A 19,230-nucleotide genomic window follows, 5' to 3' on the forward strand; every position below is an offset into this window, starting at 1 on the left:
TCTCGTCCACGGTGACTGCCATCCGATCCACCTCCTCCCCGGTGACTCACTGCCGATCTCCCAAGAACCCCGCCGTCCTCGTACATGTATTCGACCACGCGGCACGGACACGATAAGGACCACATCACGGGAACGGGGAGAAGAACATCCAACCGGTCACCTGTGCAGGACAGGGCACCCTGCAGCCCGGCGCATCCCCAGCCGCCCCCACCCATCACCCCCACCCGCGCTGGAACCCAGCCGGCCGTCGTCGGGAATCTGTGGCCTCCCCCACCCCGCAACCCCGTGAGAATGGCCACGGAACCGGCCTCAGGCTTTGCCCTGGCCCCCGGAACTGGGAATACTGGACCGTTGAACCACCCACCACCAGCCCGTCCGGGCCGTGTGCGCGCGCCCTGAGGCGGATGAACACCGGGCCGGGACCTCACCGGAAGGGACCTCGTGTCCTCCACTCCTGCATCCCGCACCGAGTCCACCGAGAGCTCGCCGCAGGGCTCGACGGCAGCCACTCAGAGCACGCCCGAATACCCGCATGACATCCACCCCGGCCTGGTCCCGGGCATCAGCGTGGAGGAGTCCCGGCACCGCTTCGGCCTGGACAAGATCGTCTTCGGCATCACCGCCGTGCTGATCGTCGCGTTCGTGACGTGGGGCGTGTCCAACCCGGCCTCCGTCGGTGAGGTCTCCTCCACGGCGTTCGGCTGGGCGATGACCAACATGGGCTGGCTGCTCAACGCGGCGGCGATCGTGTCCCTGGGCGTGATGGTCTACATCGGCTTCAGCCGGTTCGGACGGATCCGTCTGGGCAAGGACGACGAACAGCCCGAGTTCTCCCGGTTCTCCTGGGTGGCCATGATGTTCGGTGCGGGCATCGGCGTGGGCATCTTCTTCTTCGGACCCTCCGAGCCGCTCTCGCACTACCTCTCTCCCCCGCCGCACACCGTGGAGGCCGGCTCCACGCCGGCGCTGCACATGGCGATGGCGCAGTCGCACTACCACTGGGGTCTGCACGCCTGGGCCATGTACGCCCTGGTCGGCGGCTCGATCGCGTACGCCTCCTACCGTCGTGGCCGCGTCCCGCTGCTCAGCTCGGTGTTCCGCACCCTGTTCGGCCAGCGCCAGACCGAGGGCTTCGCCGGTCGCCTGGTGGACATCTTCGCCATCATCGCCACCCTGTTCGGCACCGCCGCCTCCCTGGGCCTGGCCGCCATCCAGATCGGTCAGGGCGTGGAGATCATCTCCGACGCCGGACCGCTGGGCAACCGGGGCCTGATCATCATCCTGGCCATCCTCACCGCGGCGTTCATCATCAGCGCGGTCTCCGGTGTGGCCCGCGGCATCCGGTACCTCTCCACCACGAACATCGTGCTGACCCTGGGCCTGATCCTGTTCGTGTTCATCGCCGGACCCACCCTGTTCCTGTTGAACCTGATCCCCTCCGGCGTGATGGAGTACGCGGACGAGTTCTTCTCGATGATGGGCAAGTCCCTGTCCTGGGGTGCCGGGACCGTGGAGTTCCAGTCCTGGTGGACCGCGTTCTACTGGGCCTGGTGGATCGCCTGGACCCCGTTCGTGGGCATCTTCCTGGCCCGCATCTCCCGCGGCCGCACCCTGCGCGAGTTCGTGCTGGTGGTCATGGCCGTCCCCACCGCCATCCTGATCTTCGCCTTCACCGTGCTGGGCGGCGCCGCGATCTGGATGAACCGTCAGGGCGTGCCCGGCACCGAGGGCGAGGCCACCGCTGAGTCGCTGCTGTTCACGGTGTTCGAGAACCTGCCGCTGGCCCAGTTCACCCCGTTCGTGGTGATCGTGGTGCTCTCCATCTTCTTCATCACCTCCGCCGACTCCGCCTCCGTGGTCATGGGCACTCTGTCCTCCAAGGGCGATCCCTCCCCGAAGAAGCTCGTGGTGGTCTTCTGGGGTCTGTGCATGATGGGCATCGCCGTGGTGATGCTGCTGACCGGCGGCGAGACCGCGCTCACCGGACTGCAGAACCTGACCATCCTGATCGCCCTGCCCTTCGCCATCATCCTGCTGCTGATGGCGGTGGCGTTCCTGAAGGACCTGCGCACCGACCCGGCCGCGATCCGCAATGACTACGCCGAGTCCGCCGTGCAGAACGCGGTCCGCCGCGGCATCGAGAAGCACGGGGACGACTTCGAGCTCGCCGTCCAGCAGGCCCCTGAGGGTCGTGGCGCCGGCGCGGACTTCGACTCCACCGCGGAGGAGGTCACGGAGTGGTACCAGCGCACCGACGAGGAGGGCCAGCCGGTCGACTATGACTATGAGACCGGCACCTACGCGGACGGTTGGACCCCGGACACCGAGTCCGGCGCGGAGTCGTCAGAGACAGACCAGGCATTTCCCGACGACGGCCGGTCCGGTCCCGCAGACGTCGCACCCGGGCGTGTGCCCGGGGATCAGGCCCCGCGGGCCTGAGGTCAGGCGGCCTGGCGGGCTCGCCAGGTCCAGGATCGAGCCAGGTCCAGGCGGGCCAACGCCGTCGCCGGTTCGGCACCGGAGACCAGGCTGAGCAGGACACCGGCCACCCGGGTGCGGAAGGCACCCGGGTGCACGGTCTGTTCGAAGGCCTGTGCCCAGGTGTCGGCCACCTCGGCCCCGCGGGGGTAGTGCTGCGGGGAGAAAGTCCTGAAGCACGGCCAGGTGAGCCACCATGCATGCCAGGTCGTCCTCCCGGCGGCCGGGACCCACGGTGTCTACATCGATCAGCCGCTGGGGACGCCCGTCCGCACAGAACACATTGGCCTCGTAGAAGTCTCCGTGGGTGGGGACGAGCGGGCCCACTGGCAGCCGCTCGGCCAGGTCCTGGATCTCCTGGGCGATCGCACGGATCTCCTCGGCGCACTGGGGCAGCGTGGTGGCCGCACTCGCACCGTGCAGGTCCACCCGGTCCGTCCAGGAAGGCCGGGCGGGGAACTCGAGTGCCTCGGTGGGCAGCCGGTCCAAGAGGGCCAGGGCATCGGCCGGGTTCGGGCGGACGTCGGTCTCCCCGAGCTGCCAGGCGGCAAGCGCCACGGCCAGGGTCTCCCCGGGGACCTCGGCGGTGACCAGGACTCCCGGGACGGGGGTGGCCACCACGTCCGGGCCCAGGCCAGAGAGCAGCTCATGACGCCGGAACAGCGCCTCGGCGCGGTCAGGGCGGACCACTTTGGTGAAGAAGGTCTCGCCGGCCTGCCGGGTGCGCAGGACAGCCCGTCTCAGGGGGCGGTAGACGAGCATCTCGGTGGTCTCGGCGTGCTCCCCGGCGAGCGCCTGCGGATCGGGCGGCGTGGGCAGCCAGCTGCTGATCACCCCCGCGGTGCAGGCCTCGGCCAGCCCTGTCAGCAGGGGGTCCGACGGGTGGCGCCAGACCCGCACGGTGGTCTCTCCGGCCTGCACCTCTGCAGCTGAAGGCACCTGTGCGGTGGTGGCCACCAGGTAGTCCTGCTCTTCCTGTCCCGGCAGCCCGTAGTGGACGTCGTACCCCACGGACGTCTCGGCACCGGGGCGGTCATGCACCTGGTCCACCACGCAGCGGAACCCGGGGACAGCACCGCCGGGTAGTCCCGTCAGCGCCGTCTTCAGCAACGTCGCGGCCTCTGGTCCGGTCAGCAGTTCGAGGGGGTTGCTCATGAGTTCACTCCATCAAAGTTCGACCCCCAGCGTCACCGGGCACCGGGGGTCGATGGGGTGGGGGTCAGTCAGCCGAGGGAGCCGACGGTGCGGAGGCCGCGGACGCCGGGCTGGCCGGGCTCGTGGCTGAGACCGGCGACTTCGGGCTGATGGGGCTCTGCGTGGACACGGGAGTCACGGGAGAGACAACCGACTTGGCGGAAACCACGGACACTGCGGTGGGCGCCGAAGTGGCCGAGACGGTCTGGACTGTGCTCTGCTGAGTGGCCTTCACGGCTGCGGGACTGGCAGTCGGGCTCGCAGCGGGAGCGGAGACCGAGGCGGACAGGGTGCTCGGCTGCTGGACGCTGTCGGCCGACGCCGCGACTCCGAAACCGCCCAGGGCCAGCAGGCCCACCGCGCCGGTCACGATCCACTTGGTGCTCTTCGTCGTCGTCATTGTCCTGCTCCTCATGGCCGCTGGTGTTCTTCTGATGACCCCTACTTCACCAGTCGGAGGTGAGCTGTCCGTGAGACCAGGATGAGGGCCTTCTCATCTTCCGCTGATCCCAGCGCACCCGCCGATTCTGGCTGCCAGTGTCACTGACGCAGGGCGTCGGCCACGGGCAGTCTGGTGGCCTTCCACGCGGGGAACACTGACCCGAGGACGGTGGTGGCGGCAGATGCCGCCAAGCCGACCACAAGTGCCTCCCAGGGTACGGACGGGGCGGTCACCGGCGAGTGCTCAGGCAACCAGTGCGGCACACCCCAGTAGATGGCCGCCAAGCAGATGGCTGTGGCCACGGCGGCCACCCACACGGCCAGGATCGGCGACGAACCGATCACCTGGACGAACGTGTGGATGCGACGGGCACCCAGTGCTCGCCGGATGACCAGCTCGCGTTCGCGTTCAGCGAGTGAGGCGAGCCCGATGTTCAGCAGCCCCAAGGCAGATACGGCCAACGAGGTGATGGCCCCTCCCACGAAGACCGTCTGGAGCGTGGCCAGGTTGTCCTGGAGCTCGCCGACCTCATCGACACGTTGGAGTGGCTCAGGAAGCTCGGACAGACCCGCGCCTGTCAGACCAGCCCGGTGGTCGCCCGGGCGATCCGGTAGAGGGAGGCCGAGCCCGGGTCCCGGTAGCCGTGGCCGCGGTGCAGGAACCCGCCCTCAGGCAGGTGCCGGGAGGTGTTGTGCCCCACCACGCCGGCCAGGTTCAGGGCCTCGTCGGCCAGCACGGGCAGACGGGTGTAGTGCTTCCACGGCTTGCGCCCGGACAGCCGGAAGCCGATTGCCGAGAGCCAGTCGGTGTCGGAGAGTGCGAAGAACACCTTCTCCGCCGGCAGACCCATGGCCTCCGGGTCCTCAGCCAGGTCCCGCGGCAGGCCCACCGGGCCAGAGACCACCAGGGCATCCACCTGGCGTGGCGGGATCCCCCGGTTCAGGATCTGCAGCCCCCGCGCGGCCACCAGCGTCCCGTAGGAGTGCGACTCCACCGCGGTGTGAGCCTGCGGCAGACAGCCCCGCCCCACGGCGTCGAACCAGCCGTGCAGGTGCTGAGCCAGACGGGCACCACCCTGCAGCGCAGCGGCACCGGAGAGCACGCCCCACGGCCCCGGCGGCGCATAGCCCAGCCAGGTCACCACGCACGGACTCGGCGCCCCGGCCTCGCGCTGAGAGACGCACAGCTGTGCGGCCTCCCGCGCGGTCCCCCACATGGCGGTGTGCACGAACACGCCCATCCCTGAGACCTGCCAGGTGATGTGGCTGGCCTGGTCAGGATTCCCGACGGCGACCACGGCCGTGGGCGGGCGGGTGGCGGTTCCCAGGTCATAGGCCAGCAGGATGCGTTCGGGATAGGACCGGTCCATCGAGTCCCGGCGCAGGGCATGGACGATCCCGTCCAGCGCGGACTTCTGCCGGGGTCCCAGCTCCTCGCGGCGGTCCATGTCCTCACGGAGCCGGGCCAGCGTGGCCGCTCGCTCCTGGCGATCCCAGATGTCCCGGCGGGAGACCTGCTCCACGTGCGGGGAGGAGGGTGCGCCTGGCAGGTGCTCGGCCACGGCGTGCGCGGCTCCGATCACCCCGCTGACAGCACCGTTGACGGAGACCATGACGGCATCAGCAGCCACCCCGACCACGGGGCTGAGCCGATCCTTGAGGCCGATCGCGGTCTCTGCGGCACGCTCGCGCAGCCGCGCGGCCCAGCCGGGGTGGCGCTGTTCGGTGCCCTGAGGAGTCGAGTGCCCTGCCGACTGCCCGGAGGGCACGGTCAGTCCTGTCCGTCGGCAGTCCGGCGGGAGCGACGCCCGGCCACGCCCAGCGGTGAGGTGCCCGCGGTCAGCGCGGCAGCCGGCCACCGCCGGACCGGTGATGTCCTGCGTGCCCGCGTCCCGTCGTCGGGCTGGGTCCTGTTCCGGGAGCCGAAGGTGGTGGTGACGTCTCCCGCGGCGCCGGCGGTGAAGACCCGCTCGTAGCGGGCGTAGGTGTGGAAGGCCTGGATCTGGCCAGCCAGCTCGGTGATGGTGCCCCGGAGTTGCTCGACCTCACGCTCGAGCTGGACGATCCGGCGGATCCCCTCCAGGGATACCCCGTCCCGGCTCAGGCGCTGGATGGTGCGCAGCTGGTCCACGTCCTGGCGGGAGTAGCGGCGCTGGCGGCCGCCCTGACGCTGCGGGACCACCAGGCCCAGACGGTCGTACTGGCGCAGGGTCTGGGGGTGCATGTCCGCCAGCTCGGCGGCCACCGAGATGACGTAGATGGGCGCACTCCACTCGCCCCGGCGGTCACGACGACCGCGGGACGAGCGGGTGCTGGGGTCGGGCAGGGGGGTCACAGCCGGGCCTTGTCCGCCAGTCCTGCCCTCGGGTTGTGACCGGCCGAGGCGGCGGCGTAGGCCTCCACGGCGGCGCGAGCATCGTCGGACAGGCTCGAGGGAACAGCGATCTCCAGCTCGACCAGCAGGTCACCGGTCTCCTTGGCGGTCTTCACCCCGCGGCCCTTCACCCGCAGAACCTTGCCGGAACCGGTTCCCGCGGGGACCTTGACCTTGACGTTCCCGTCCAGGGTGGGGACCTCCACGGTGGCGCCCAGTGCAGCCTCATCGAACGTGACCGGCACGTGGATGCGCAGGTTCATGCCCTCTCGATGGAAGAATGGGTGATCCTTGACCTTGACCGTGACGAGCAGATCGCCCGGCCCGGCCGATCCGGGAGCGCCCTTGCCCTTGGCCCGGACCTTCTGGCCATCCTTGATCCCGGCCGGGACTCGGACCTCGATGACATCCCCGTCCGGTTCACGCAGCGAGACTGTGGTCCCGCGTATGGCACCGGCGAAGGAGATGGTGGTGGTGGCGGTGCGATCTGCGCCCTTGGTGGGTGCACCGTAACCGCTCCGGCCGCCGCCGAAACCGCCTCCCCCACCGAAACCGCCGCCGAACAGATCGGCGAACTCCGGGGGCAGATCGTTCGTGGAATAGCTGGTCCGGCCACGGCCACCACCGCCGCCGGGGTTGAACAGCCCGCCGAAGATGTCCTCGAAGCCACCGCCTCCGGAGCCTGCACCAGCCCCGGCGCCGCCGGGTGCCTGGAAGCGGGCACCTGAGCCCATCGCTCGGATGGCGTCGTACTGCTGACGGTCCTCCGGGTCGGAGAGCACCGCATTGGCCTCGGTGATCTCCTTGAACTTCTTCTCCGCTGCGGCGTCACCGGGGTTCTGGTCCGGATGGTACTTGCGGGCCAGCTTGCGGTAGGCCTTCTTGATGTCGGCTTCCGAGGCGTCCTTGGAGACACCCAGGGTGGCGTAGAAGTCCTTGTCCACCCAGTCCTGCGAGGCCATGGCGCCTCCTTCCTGTTACCTCTGACGTTTGCTGTCTGCTGTGCTGCTGCAGGGGCGGCTGATGGTCAGCCCTTGCCGGCGGAGACCATCACCTGGGCGGCGCGCAGCACACGCTCGCCCCGTACGTAGCCGTTGCGGAAGACCTGCACGATGTGCTCGGCGGGGACCTCCTCGCTGGGCTGACGCAGCATGGCCTCGTGCTGGGCGGGGTTGAACTCCTGCCCGGCCAGGGACTCCTGGTCCTGTCGCTCCAGGCCGAAACCGGCCAGGATCTGGTCCAGCTTGGCCGCGATCGAGGCCATGGGTCCCTCGGTGAGGTCACCGGCGGCCCGGGCGGCGTCCAGATCGTCCAGGACCGGCAGCAGCGCGGTCAGCATGGACTGGATGGCGGTGTCCCTGGCGACGTTGCGGTCCCGGTCCACGCGGCGCTTGTAGTTCACGAACTCGGCCTGCAGGCGCCGCAGGTCGGTGCGCAGCTCCTCCTCGCGGGCGGAGCCGGCGCCAGCCTCAGCGTCGCTGACCGTCCCGGCCAGGGCGGCCTCCTCCTCGGAGAGCCCTTCAGCGTCGGCGGCGTCACGCAGGATCTGCTCGGCCTGTGACACGGCGTCCTCGCCCTGGTCAGCTGCGCCGGCGGACTCTGCGCCCTTCGCGTCCTGCGGGGACCCCTCGGTGCCCTGGTCTGTGGACGGTGCGGTGCCGCCGTCGCGCACTTTGCCGGTGTCCGGGTCGATCCGGCGTTTGTCTTGGAAGCTCACCGGCTCCTGCTCGTTCTGGTGCTCGTCCTCGTTGCCGTGATGCGGCATGTGTCTCACTCCTGGTCTGTGTGGTGGGTGCGGACGGGGTGTGGACCGGTGCTCCGAGGCCGGCCGACCCTGCCGTCAGGGCAGGACCGGCCGGCCCGGAACCGGTCAGATGCGGTGGAGCATCGGGGTCACTTCTTGTCCCCGGGCTCCTCCTCGTCCACGACCTCGGCGTCCACGATGTCCTCGTCGGCGGAGGCATCCGCACCTGATGCGCTGGCCTGGTCAGCGCCCTCTGCACCGGCGTCAGCCGCCTGGGAGGCGTACAGGGCCTCGCCGATCTTGACCTGGGAGGTCTGCAGCTTCTCGAACGCGGCCTGGACCTCGTCGTCGTTGTCCTGCTTCTCCAGGGCGGCCTTCAGGGCGTCGACGTCGGCCTGGACCTCGGTCTTGACCGAGTCGTCCAGCTTGTCCGCGTTGTCCTTGAGCAGCTTGTCCACGGAGTAGGCGGACTGCTCGGCGGCGTTGCGCTGCTCGGCGGCCTCGCGGCGCTTCTTGTCCTCCTCGGCGTGAGCCTCGGCGTCCTTGACCATGCGGTCGATGTCCTCATCCGAGAGCGAGGTGCCGCCGGTGATGGTCATGGACTGCTCCACACCGGTGCCCTTGTCCTTGGCGGAGACGTGCACGATGCCGTTGGCGTCGATGTCGAAGGTGACCTCGACCTGCGGCATGCCGCGCGGAGCCGGAGCGATGCCGGTCAGCTCGAAGGTCCCCAGCGGCTTGTTGTCCCGGGTGAACTCGCGCTCGCCCTGGAAGACCTGGATGGACACCGAGGGCTGGTTGTCCTCAGCGGTGGTGAAGGTCTCGGACCGCTTGGTGGGGATGGCCGTGTTGCGCTCGATCAGCTTGGTCATCACACCACCCTTGGTCTCGATGCCCAGGGACAGCGGGGTGACGTCGATCAGCAGCACATCCTTGCGCTCGCCCTTGAGGACACCGGCCTGCAGAGCAGCACCCACGGCCACGACCTCATCCGGGTTCACGCCCTTGTTCGGCTCCTTGCCGGCCAGCTCCTTGACCAGCTCGGCCACGGCCGGCATACGGGTGGAACCGCCCACCAGGACCACGTGGTCAATCTCGGAGACGCTGACACCGGCCTCCTTGATGACGTCCTGGAACGGCTTGCGGGTGCGCTCGAGCAGGTCGTTGGTCATCTCCTGGAACTTGGCGCGAGACAGGTGCTCGTCCAGGTGCACCGGGCCCTCCGCGGTGACGGAGAGGTACTGCAGGGAGATGTTGGTGGAGGTCGCGGAGGACAGCTCCTTCTTGGCCTGCTCGGCAGCCTCCTTCAGACGCTGCAGGGCGATCTTGTCCTTGGAGAGGTCAGCGCCCTTGGACTTGGCCTGCTGGAGCAGCCAGTCCACGATCCGCTGGTCCCAGTCGTCGCCGCCCAGGCGGTTGTCACCGGCAGTGGCGCGGACCTGGATGGTGGAGAAGGCGTCCTCGTCCTTGCCCACCTCGAGCAGGGAGACGTCGAACGTGCCGCCACCGAGGTCGAAGACCAGGATGAGCTCGTCCTCCTTGCCCTTCTCCAGGCCGTAGGCCAGAGCGGCCGCGGTGGGCTCGTTGATGATGCGCATCACGTTCAGACCGGCGATCTCACCGGCCTCCTTGGTGGCCTGGCGCTCGGCGTCGTTGAAGTACGCGGGCACGGTGATCACCGCGTCGGTGACCTTCTCGCCCAGGTAGTCCTCGGCGTCGTGCTTGAGCTTCATCAGGGTACGGGCGGAGATCTCCTGAGCGGTGTACTCCTTCCCATCGATCTCCACCTTCCAGTCCGTGCCCATGTGGCGCTTGACGGAAGCCAGGGTGCGCTCCGGGTTGTTCACGGCCTGGCGCTTGGCGATCTCGCCGACCAGGACCTCTCCGGACTTGGAGAAGGCGACCACCGACGGGGTGGTGCGGGAGCCTTCAGCGTTGGCGATGACCACCGGCTCGCCGCCCTCCAGGACGGAGACGACGGAGTTGGTGGTACCGAGGTCGATTCCCACTGCACGGGACATGCGCGGTTCCTTTCATCAGGACTACAGGTCTGTTGCTGGTACGAAGCCAGTCACGCCCTTGAGCGTTCGACACTCAAGGTGCCACGTCCGCCCCGCCGCTGTCAATCAGACTTGAGTGGCGCGGACTCAACTTCGTTCACCGGGTACAACCGGGCATCCCGCGGATTCATTCCCGGGCCCGGGGATCCGCGCTCGAACTGCTCGCGCACGGCGAACGCCAGTGGCGAACAACGCTGGCCCTGAGGGACCCCCGGTGCTTGGATGAGGGCAACGGCACGTCCACCCCGGCGTGCCCTGTTCCGCCCCGGACCTCCGGGCGGACCTCAGACGAGCAGGAAGGTGTCATCCATGGCAGCCAAGAAGACCAAGAGCTCCACGACGACGAAGAAGTCGACCGCACGCAAGTCCGCCGTCACCACCAGCAAGCCGGCCAACTACACGGTGCCCGGGCTGGACCTGAAGGACGGTCACCACGTGGCTGACATCCTCCAGGAGCGCCTGCACGCCCTGAACGACCTGCAGCTGACCCTCAAGCACGCCCACTGGAACGTGGTGGGCCGCTCCTTCATCGGTGTCCACGAGATGCTGGACCCCCAGATCGAGGTCGTGCGCGGGTTCGTGGACGTGGTGGCCGAGCGCATCGCCACCCTAGGAGTCTCCCCCCAGGGCACTCCGGGCTCGATCGTGGCCGACCGCACCTGGGATGACTATTCCCTGGGCCGCGCCGGCACCCAGGAGCACCTGGCCGCCCTGGACCAGGTCTACGACGGCGTGGTCTCCGACCACCGGGACGCCATCGAGGAGGTCGGCGAGCTGGACCCGGTGTCCGAGGACATGCTGATCGGCCAGGTCGCCGAGCTGGAGCTGTTCCAGTGGTTCATGCGCTCCTTCCTCACCGACGCCGACGGCACCCTGGCCACCGGCGAGGCCAGCACCGAGCTGGGCGCGGCCAGCAAGGCCGCCGCCAAGAAGGCCTGACGCCTCCTCCGCTGCGCCACCGTCACGACGACGGCCCCTCACCTTTCCTGCGAAAGGTGGGGGGCCGTCGTCGTACCGGGCCTGTGCCGTGCCCGAGGGCGCTCGATTGTCGCGAAGCTGTCGGAATGATGGCGCTCAGGGCGCCTCAGAGCGACAGCTTCGTGACAATTCGCTCAACTCAGCCCACCTCAGCTCGGACTCAGACGTTCTGCAGCTCGCGGCGCTGCTCGGCGTCCAAGTCCTCACTGGCGAACTGCCGCGGCTCCTCCGCACGCGAGAGCTTGGAGGGCCACCAGACCTTCGGTCCGATGTCGTAGGTCAGCGCCGGGACCACCAGCGAGCGCACCAGGAAGGTGTCCAGCAGCACGCCGAAGGCCACGATGAACGCCAGCTGCAGCATGAACATCAGCGGGATCACGGCCAGCGCCGCGAAGGTCGCCGCCAGCACGATCCCCGCCGAGGTGATCACCCCGCCGGTCACCGTCAGCGCGTGCAGCACGCCCGGGCGGGTGCCGATCTGCACGGCCTCCTGGCGGGCGCGCGTCATCAGGAAGATGGTGTAGTCCACGCCCAGCGCCACCAGGAACACGAACCCGTACAGCGGCACGGACGGATCCGCCCCCGGGAACTGGAACAGGTGGTTGAACACCAGGGCGGAGATGCCCATGGCGGTGCCGAAGCTGACCACGGTGGCCAGCACCAGCAGCACCGGGGCGAGCACCGAGCGCAGCAGGATCATCAGGATGCCCAGCACCACCAGGAGCACGAGCGGGATGATCAGGCGCAGATCGGCCTGGGCGGTGGTGTTGGAGTCCAGCGCGGTGGCGGTGGTGCCGCCCACCAGGATGGAGTCGTCGATCCCGTGCAGGGTCTGACGCAGCTCCACCACGGTCTGCTCGGCCTCGGCGGAGTCGGCCTGGTCCTCCAGCGTGGCCTGCAGGTAGACCTTGCCGTCCACCTCCTGGGGCTCCAGGGTGGGGATGTCCTCCATGGAGATTCCCGACGGCGGCCCGGCACCTTCCGCAGGAGCCCCACCGTCTCCACCGGTCACCCCGGCAGGAGGTCCGGCACCCTCGGCGGGAGCGCCCTGGCCGGCCTCGGCGGCGGCACGCGCCTCCTCCTGCAGCTGCTCGATCGCCTTCGGGTCCGGGGTGCCGGCGGGGGCACCGCCCTCGGCGGTCAGGTAGGCGCTGGCCACGCCGTCGGTCTCCTCGACCGCGGCCAGGACTTCGTCGGCACGCTCAGCGGGGGCGACCACCGTGGCGGGGGCACCGGTGCCGGCGTCGAAGTGCTCGGCGATCAGCTCCTGTCCGGACTTGGCGTCGGACTCGCCCAGCAGCACATCGGTCTGGGCCACGCCGCTGGCCTGCAGCTGCGTGATGCCCACCGCGCCGGCCAGCAGCACGGCGGCGGTGATGGTCCAGACGGCGCGGGGCCGGCGAGCCACCAGCGCGCCGATCTTGGTCCACACGCCGTGGTCCTGCTCCAGTCCGGCGATCTTCCGGCCGTCGGCGAACTCGGGCTGGGTGTAGGTCTTGCCCTTCTTGGTGCGGGACTTGCCCGGACGCGGGATAGAGGGCCAGAACGCCGCGCGGCGCGCCACGTAGAGCAGTGCGGGCAGGAAGGTCAGCGAGGACAGCCAGGCCAGCACGATCCCGGTCGCGGCGATCGGGCCGAGCGAACGGTTCGAGTTCAGGTCGGAGAAGAGCAGGCACAGCAGGGCGACCGCCACGGTGGCCGCCGAGGCGGTGATCGCCTCGAACGAGCCCTTCCAGGCATGGCGCAGAGCATCCCAGACGCCCTCGCGGACCATGAGCTCCTCGCGGTACCGCGCCACCATCAGCAGCGAGTAGTCCGTGGCGGCGCCGATCACCAGGATGGACAGGATGCCCTGGGACTGACCGTTGAGCGCGATCCACTCCCACTTGGCCATCCAGTAGACCACCAGCACGGCCACGCAGAGCGCGCCCACCGAGTTCAGCAGCACCAGGATGGGCAGCAGCGCGGAGCGGTAGACCAGCACCAGGATCACGAACACCACGGACAGGGCCACGATTAGCAGGATGCCGTCGATCCCGGCGAACGCCCCGGCGAGGTCGGCGGCCAGGCCTGCAGGTCCGGCCACGTGCACGGACTCGGCGTCCAGCGCGGCCACGTCGCCGGCGGAGGCGGTCACCACCTCACGCAGGGACTCGACCGTGTCCTCCGGGGAGGCGTTCTCGGCGTCCAGCAGCAGGATGTACTCCACGGCCTGCTCGTCTTCAGAGACCTGCGGGCCGATCAGCTGGTCCACGCCCTCCACGCCGGTCAGCTCCTCACCGAAGGCGGAGAGCTGCTCGGTGACGGCGTCATCGTCCTCGGCCAGCGTCTGCCCGTCGGCGGCGCGGGCCACCACGATCGCGGGGATCTGCTCGGACTCGGTGAACCTGCTCACCCAGTCCCCGGCCTGCGTGGACTCGGCAGAGGCCGGCAGGAAGGTGGACTGGTCATTGGAGGAGACCTCGCTGAGGTTGCCGAAGGTCGGTCCGCCCACAGCGGAGCCGGCCAGCCAGGCCAGCACCAGCACGACGGCGGCCACCACCCGGAGCGCGATGCCTCGCCCACGCTGGGGTCGGGAGGTTCCGGAGGATGTGCCGGCGCCAGAGTCGTTGCGGGCGCTGCGGTCAGCGTCGGCGGTGGCCACGCTGGAGCCGGAGGTCTCCGGGATGCCGCTGTCCGGAGTGGAGGGATCGCCAGGGGCGCGATGGCGCCCAGAACCAGAGGAGGGTGGGGTCATGCTGGACATCCTACGGTAATCCCTCGATGATCGAGATAGTTCCGTCGGAGAGATCCCTCACCGTCTCCGCCACAGGCTGAGCAGTAGAATCAGCCGTTGACCCACGGCAGAAGGAGGCGCAGTGACCCGCGAGAGCGCCGTTCACCCTGCCCCCCATGCCCCCCATGCCCCCCAGGGCCCACCGTCTGCCGCAGCCCCGTCCCCGCGCGACGTCAGCGCGTTCCGGCTGATCCAGGCCCTGCGCCGCTATTCCGAGTCCGCCGACCGCGCCACGGACATGGCCGGCAGCGTGGGCGGCCATCACCGCACCGATCTGCGAGCGCTCACGGTGCTGATGCAGCGTCACGCCGAGGGACTGGAGACCACCCCCACGGACCTGGCCCGGCTCCTGCACCTGACCTCGGCCTCCACCACCGCGCTCGTGGACCGCCTGGTGGCCAATGGCCATGCCGAACGCGAGCGCTCCAGCACGGACCGCCGCCGGGTGCTGGTCCGGCACACCGACTCGGCCACCCAGGACGGCCGGGCCATCTTCGCCCCGTTGGCCCAGCACCTGATGCGCCACCTCTCCGAGTTCACCGAGCAGGAGATGCAGACCGCCGCAGCCGTCCTGGAAGCCGCCACCGCCGGCATGCTGGACGCCGAAGAGCAGATCCGCGGGACCGAACCGCCCCGCGCGGAGCCGAGCACCCGGTGAACCGGCCCCTCCCGATGCTGCTGGGCATCGACGGACGCTCCGGCGCGGGCAAGACCTCCCTGGCCCTGGAACTGGCCGCCCTGCTGCGTCCCCATCTCAGCATCTCGGTGTTCCATCTGGACTCGATCTACCCCGGCTGGGACGGGCTGTCCCACACCGTCGAGGAGCTCGCCGACCTCATCCTCGAGCCCCTCGCCCAGGGCCGCACCGCACACTGGAGGTGGTGGGACTGGACCACCGACCAGCCGGGCCGTGCCGCCAGCACCGAACCGGCCGACGTCGTGATCATCGAAGGCGTGGGCGCCGGGAACCGGAGCGCCCGCACCCTGCTGGACACCGTGGTGTGGGTGGAGCTGGACCAGACCGAGCGCCGGCGCCGGGCGCTGGACCGGGACGGGGAGACCTTCGAGCGGCACTGGGAGCAGTGGGCGCGGCAGGAGCGGGCCTACCTGGCGCAGGACCCGGTGGCCGAGGAGGCTGAACTGATCCTGCGGGTCGGTGAGCAGACCCCGCACGCCCCTCCCGCCGCCGCACAGGTGCTGGAGGCGCTGCGGCTGCTGCCCGCGTGGGAGCCCGCACTGCGCCTGGTGCCCGGCTCACCGCAGCGCCGGCACTCCTGGCGCACAGTGCATCTCGAGGGCTCGTCCACCACCGTCCAGGAGCTCTTCGCCGCCGCGGGCGGGCCGGACGCCGAGCTGGCCGTGCTGCTGGAGAGTTCCGACCACGCCGTCACCCCGGATCCGCACCGCAGCGGGCATTCGATCTTCGGGCTGGGTTCGGCCTCGGCGGGCCCGGTGATGCAGCACCGGGACGGCGCGACCACGGTGCGCCAGGGCGCGGTCACCGTCCGCCGCGAGCAGGGCTTCTTCAGCTGGCTGGCCTCGGCCTGGCCCACGCCCCGGATTCCCGACGACGCCGCTTCCTCCCCCACGGGCGTCCCCTTCCAGCCGGGCTGGCTGGGCTGGATGGGCCATGAGGTCAAACGCGAGACCGGTTCCCCGGACGGGGCCGCCACCGGCCGTGCCGCACGCGATCTGCCGGACGCGCTGTTCTTCCAGCCGGATCGCGGCGGGGTGCTGGACCACCGCACCGGCACCGTCTGTCTGTTCTGGTCTGCCGAGGACCGCGCAGGCGAGGCCTGGGCGGAGAAGGTGCTGGCCGTCGTCGGGACGGAGGTGGAGCCGAGCACTGCGGAGGGTGAGAAGATCGCCGGGCCCATGTTCCGACTGCGCGACGAGCGCGCGAGCTACCTGGGGACGGTGCGCGCGGCGCAGGAGCAGATCCGGCAGGGCAACTCCTATGAGGTGTGTTTGACCACGCAGCTGCAGGCCGAGCTGTTCGGTGATGTGAGGTTCGACGGGTGGTCGGTGTACCGCCGGCTGGTGGCGGCGAACCCGGCGCCGTTCACGCTGTACGCACGCGTGCGGCTGGAGGGCTCGGGTGTGACCGGTGCTGGGGCCGACGGGCTGGACGCCGAGGTGGTCTCGAGCAGCCCGGAGCGGTTCCTGCGGATCGGGGCGGATGGGACCCTGGTGACCGAGCCGATCAAGGGCACCCGGCCGCGCGGGGCGGACCCGGAGACGGATGCGGCGCTGGCGCGGGAGCTGGCCGAGTCCGTGAAGGACCGCGCCGAGAACATCATGATCACGGATCTGGCCCGCAACGACCTCTCCCGGTTCGCCGTGCCCGGGACCCTGGCCACCACGCGACTGTGCGCCATCGAGTCCTACCCCACCGTGCACCAGATGGTGTCCACGGTGACTGCCCGGCTGCAGCCCGGGGTGCCGCGCGCCGACGCCGTCGCTGCCGCGTTCCCGCCCGGCTCGATGACCGGGGCACCGAAGATCTCCACCATGGACATCCTCGAGGAGCTGGAGTCGGGACCGCGCGGTGTCTACTCCGGCGTGGCGGGGTACCTGTCTGCGGACGGGGCGGCCGACCTGAACGTGCTGATCCGCACGTTGGTGGTGGTGCACGGGGTGGGACGTGAGGACAGGGGCGGGAACCCGGACGGCGGGGAACCGGCCACCCGGCTCTCGCTCGGGGTCGGCGGGGCGATCACCTCGGACTCGGTCCCGGAGGAGGAGTGGGACGAGGTGCGCACCAAGGCCCGCGGCGTGCTGGGCGTGCTGGGGTCCGACTTCCCGGAGTGATCTGAGCCAACCCGGACAGATCGGGGCTGATCAGTGCATCCACCCCCTTCCCGGGACACGCTGACCCCCGCGAACACCTCCAGATGTCCCGAGAAGGGGGTGAGGAGCCGAGAACCGTCCGCTCCGAGGCTCACCAACCCCCACCAACCCCTACACGCTTCACCCTGCACCTACTGCAGGGCGGAGGTCAGCCGGAACACGTTGTCCAGCCAGCGGTGCGAGCGGGGCCGGGCCAGCCACTCGTCCAGGGTGAGCTCCTCGGAGACCTGCCGGTACTGCTCCACCACCTCGGTGAGTGCGTCCACGGACTCGGCACCCACCAGCATGACCGAGACTTCCATGTTCAACGAGAACGAGCGCATGTCCATGTTGGAGGAGCCGAACACGGCCACGTCGTCGTCCACGGTGAACAGCTTGGAGTGCAGCACATCCGGGTCCGGGTAGCGGTGGATCCGCACGCCGGAGCGCAGCAGAGCCTCATAGTAGGACTGCTGGGCGTGCTGCACCATGAACTGATCGGCCTTGCGGCACACGAACAGCTCCACCTCCACGCCCCGCTGCGCCGCCGTGGTGATCGCGTAGAGCATGGAGTCGTCCGGGACCAGGTAGGGGCTGACCACGGTGAGGCGGTGCTTGGCGGCGTAGAAGAGGTGGTTGAACAGGCGCAGGTTGTTCTCGGTGACGAATCCGGGGCCGGAGGGGATGACCTGGGCGATCGTGCCCTCGGTGCGCCGGTACTCCTCGTCCGTGGGCATGCGCAGCTCTCCGAGCAGGTGGCGCCCGGTCTCGGCGAACCAGTCGGTGGCGAACACCACGTCCAGGGAGGTGACGGTCACGCCGGTCACCCGGGCCATCAGGTCCACCCACTCGCGTCCCATGGCGTGCGCGGAGCGGCGCTTGTACCCGGGCTCGATCAAGTTCTGCGAGCCGGTGTAGCCGATCTCCCCGTCGATCACCAGGATCTTGCGGTGGTTGCGCAGGTCAGGGCGCTGGTACTGACCCCGCAGCGGCCGCACCGGCATGGTCACATGGAACTCGATCCCGGCCTCGCGCAGGCGCCGTTTGAGCGAGAAGTACCCGGTGACGCGCAACGTGGCGATGTGGTCAAACAGCACCCGCACCTTCACTCCGCGAGCCTGCGCGCGCTCCAGGGCCTGGAGTACCTCGGAGACGTAGCCCTGCCGGTCCTTGGGGTCCTCGGAGAAGATGTAGAAGATCAGGTTGACGTACTTCTGGGCGCCGTCGATGTCCTGGGCCATCCGGTGCAGCGACTGGCGGTAGTCCGTGAGGAACTCGAAGTGGCTGCCGTCCAGCATGGGGAACCCGGTGAGGTGACGGGTCAGCGCGGCGGCCGAGCGCACGTACTCCGGGGCGTGGCCCACCTCGTTGGGAAGCTCAAGGTGCTCGGTGGCCTCGCGCAGCTCCTCGTTGACGGCTTCCTGCCGGGACCGGCGCTGCCCGCCCAGGCGGAAGGAGCCGACCAACAGGAACAGCACCAGCCCGGGCAGGGGCAGGAAGAAGATGATGAGCAGCCAGGCCATGGCTGTGGCGGGGCGCCGGTTGCCGGGGACGATGCCCAGCAGCAGCAGACGGATGGCCACGTCGGCGATCCACATCAGGATGGTGATCCACTGCGGGAAGTTGCCGAACTCGGCGAGGGGCCAGAGCATCAGTCCAGCCTACTGGTCTGCGGCGCCACCAGATCCAGCAGCTGGTGCATCCACCGCTGCTCCAGCGGGTCGCCGAGCATGATGTGCAGCAGCACGCTGGCCCCCACGGTGTCCGCCAGGAAGCCGGGATCCGAGGGCAGGGCACCGGGCCGGCGCTGCGCCTCGAGCACGAACCGCTCGCGCAGCCCCTCCTGGATGGGTTCGATCAGCGCGGCGTTGATGGCCGCGGCGGTCTCCGAGGCGGAGGCCAGGGCCGCCAGCAGGGCCCGGACGAGTCGTGAGGTGTCCCCGAGCTCCACGGCGCCGAAGATCTGCTCGAGCCAGGCCCGCACATCGGCACGCAGGTCCCCCGTGTCCTCAGGTCCCTCCACGGGCGTGGGCAGGTGTCCGTCGGCGATCGCCTCCACCACCACATCGGCCTTGGAGCCCCACCAGCGGTAGACGGTCTGCTTGGCCACTCCGGCCTCAGCGGCGATCCCCTCCACGGTGAGGTGCTCGAATCCGCCCTCCACCATCAGCCGCGCGGCAGCGGTGAGCACCTTCAGTCGTGAGGCCTCACTGCGCGGCCGTCCGCGGCGCGCGGGCTCCTCAGCGGGGTCCGGGCTCTGCTCAGCGCTCACCGAAGGCTCCTTCAGACAGGTCTGCCCGGGGAGACGAGTGTGACCCAGGGCGCATTTTGAATACGAGACGTTGCGTCTACTATA

The 19,230-nt window shown here is 69.7% G+C and carries 15 protein-coding genes; 4 read left to right on the plus strand and 11 right to left on the minus strand.

Annotated elements, in window-relative coordinates; genetic code table 11:
- Positions 1–441: 441 nt before the first annotated feature.
- On the plus strand, positions 442–2,439 hold the full coding sequence (locus ACEXHE_RS08325) for a BCCT family transporter (protein WP_374785455.1): 1,998 nt from the start codon (positions 442–444) through the stop codon (positions 2,437–2,439).
- Here the strand turns inward: ACEXHE_RS08325 and ACEXHE_RS08330 are convergent.
- The 8 genes from ACEXHE_RS08330 to dnaK form a co-directional block, all read right to left on the minus strand.
- Positions 2,344–3,633 (minus strand): aminoglycoside phosphotransferase family protein, encoded by a 1,290-nt coding sequence (locus ACEXHE_RS08330; RefSeq protein ID WP_374785456.1) that lies wholly within the window; start codon positions 3,631–3,633, stop codon positions 2,344–2,346. The genes ACEXHE_RS08325 and ACEXHE_RS08330 overlap by 96 nt on opposite strands.
- A 64-nt stretch (positions 3,634–3,697) precedes the next feature.
- A complete protein-coding gene (locus ACEXHE_RS08335; protein WP_091695857.1) occupies positions 3,698–4,072 on the minus strand; it encodes a hypothetical protein in 375 nt (124 codons plus the stop codon).
- A 140-nt stretch (positions 4,073–4,212) separates the two neighbouring features.
- Entirely contained in the window at positions 4,213–4,596 is a 384-nt protein-coding gene (locus ACEXHE_RS08340) for an ABC transporter permease (protein WP_374785457.1), read from the minus strand.
- Positions 4,597–4,691: 95 nt separating this feature from the next.
- The gene (locus tag ACEXHE_RS08345) at positions 4,692–5,882 is read right to left on the minus strand and encodes an alpha/beta hydrolase (protein WP_374785458.1); all 1,191 of its coding nucleotides are present in this window, start codon (positions 5,880–5,882) and stop codon (positions 4,692–4,694) included.
- A 2-nt stretch (positions 5,883–5,884) separates the two neighbouring features.
- On the minus strand, positions 5,885–6,337 hold the full coding sequence (locus ACEXHE_RS08350) for a MerR family transcriptional regulator (RefSeq protein WP_374785627.1): 453 nt from the start codon (positions 6,335–6,337) through the stop codon (positions 5,885–5,887).
- 107 nt (positions 6,338–6,444) lie between these two features.
- Entirely contained in the window at positions 6,445–7,449 is a 1,005-nt protein-coding gene (locus ACEXHE_RS08355; protein ID WP_091695850.1) for a DnaJ C-terminal domain-containing protein, read from the minus strand.
- A 65-nt stretch (positions 7,450–7,514) separates the two neighbouring features.
- On the minus strand, positions 7,515–8,252 hold the full coding sequence (locus tag ACEXHE_RS08360; protein WP_091695848.1) for a nucleotide exchange factor GrpE: 738 nt from the start codon (positions 8,250–8,252) through the stop codon (positions 7,515–7,517).
- A 128-nt stretch (positions 8,253–8,380) separates the two neighbouring features.
- Positions 8,381–10,252 (minus strand): molecular chaperone DnaK, encoded by a 1,872-nt coding sequence (gene dnaK / locus ACEXHE_RS08365; protein WP_374785459.1) that lies wholly within the window; start codon positions 10,250–10,252, stop codon positions 8,381–8,383.
- A gap of 348 nt (positions 10,253–10,600) precedes the next feature.
- On the opposite strand from dnaK, the gene ACEXHE_RS08370 reads away from it, so the two are divergent.
- Positions 10,601–11,230 (plus strand): Dps family protein, encoded by a 630-nt coding sequence (locus ACEXHE_RS08370; RefSeq protein ID WP_374785460.1) that lies wholly within the window; start codon positions 10,601–10,603, stop codon positions 11,228–11,230.
- Positions 11,231–11,429: 199 nt separating this feature from the next.
- Here the strand turns inward: ACEXHE_RS08370 and ACEXHE_RS08375 are convergent, their stop codons facing one another.
- Positions 11,430–14,006, minus strand: a complete 2,577-nt coding sequence (locus tag ACEXHE_RS08375) for an MMPL family transporter (RefSeq protein WP_374785461.1) — start codon at positions 14,004–14,006, stop codon at positions 11,430–11,432.
- 121 nt (positions 14,007–14,127) lie between these two features.
- On the opposite strand from ACEXHE_RS08375, the gene ACEXHE_RS08380 reads away from it, so the two are divergent.
- Both ACEXHE_RS08380 and ACEXHE_RS08385 read left to right on the plus strand, forming a co-directional pair.
- On the plus strand, positions 14,128–14,703 hold the full coding sequence (locus ACEXHE_RS08380) for a MarR family winged helix-turn-helix transcriptional regulator (protein ID WP_374785462.1): 576 nt from the start codon (positions 14,128–14,130) through the stop codon (positions 14,701–14,703).
- The gene (locus ACEXHE_RS08385; protein ID WP_374785463.1) at positions 14,700–16,856 is read left to right on the plus strand and encodes a chorismate-binding protein; all 2,157 of its coding nucleotides are present in this window, start codon (positions 14,700–14,702) and stop codon (positions 16,854–16,856) included. The genes ACEXHE_RS08380 and ACEXHE_RS08385 overlap by 4 nt, the downstream gene beginning before the upstream one ends.
- 170 nt (positions 16,857–17,026) lie before the next feature.
- On the opposite strand, the gene cls is transcribed toward ACEXHE_RS08385, so the two are convergent.
- Both cls and ACEXHE_RS08395 read right to left on the minus strand, forming a co-directional pair.
- Positions 17,027–18,526: a cardiolipin synthase gene (cls, locus tag ACEXHE_RS08390; protein ID WP_374785464.1), complete on the minus strand. Its 1,500-nt coding sequence runs from the start codon at positions 18,524–18,526 to the stop codon at positions 17,027–17,029.
- Positions 18,526–19,146, minus strand: coding sequence for a TetR/AcrR family transcriptional regulator (locus tag ACEXHE_RS08395; protein WP_374785465.1), 621 nt, complete (start codon positions 19,144–19,146; stop codon positions 18,526–18,528). The genes cls and ACEXHE_RS08395 overlap by 1 nt, the downstream gene beginning before the upstream one ends.
- Between the last annotated feature and the right edge of the window lie 84 nt (positions 19,147–19,230).

It is taken from the genome of Micrococcus sp. IITD107 (assembly GCF_041927415.1).
In the GTDB taxonomy this organism is placed as follows: Bacteria; Actinomycetota; Actinomycetes; order Actinomycetales; family Micrococcaceae; genus Citricoccus; species Citricoccus terreus.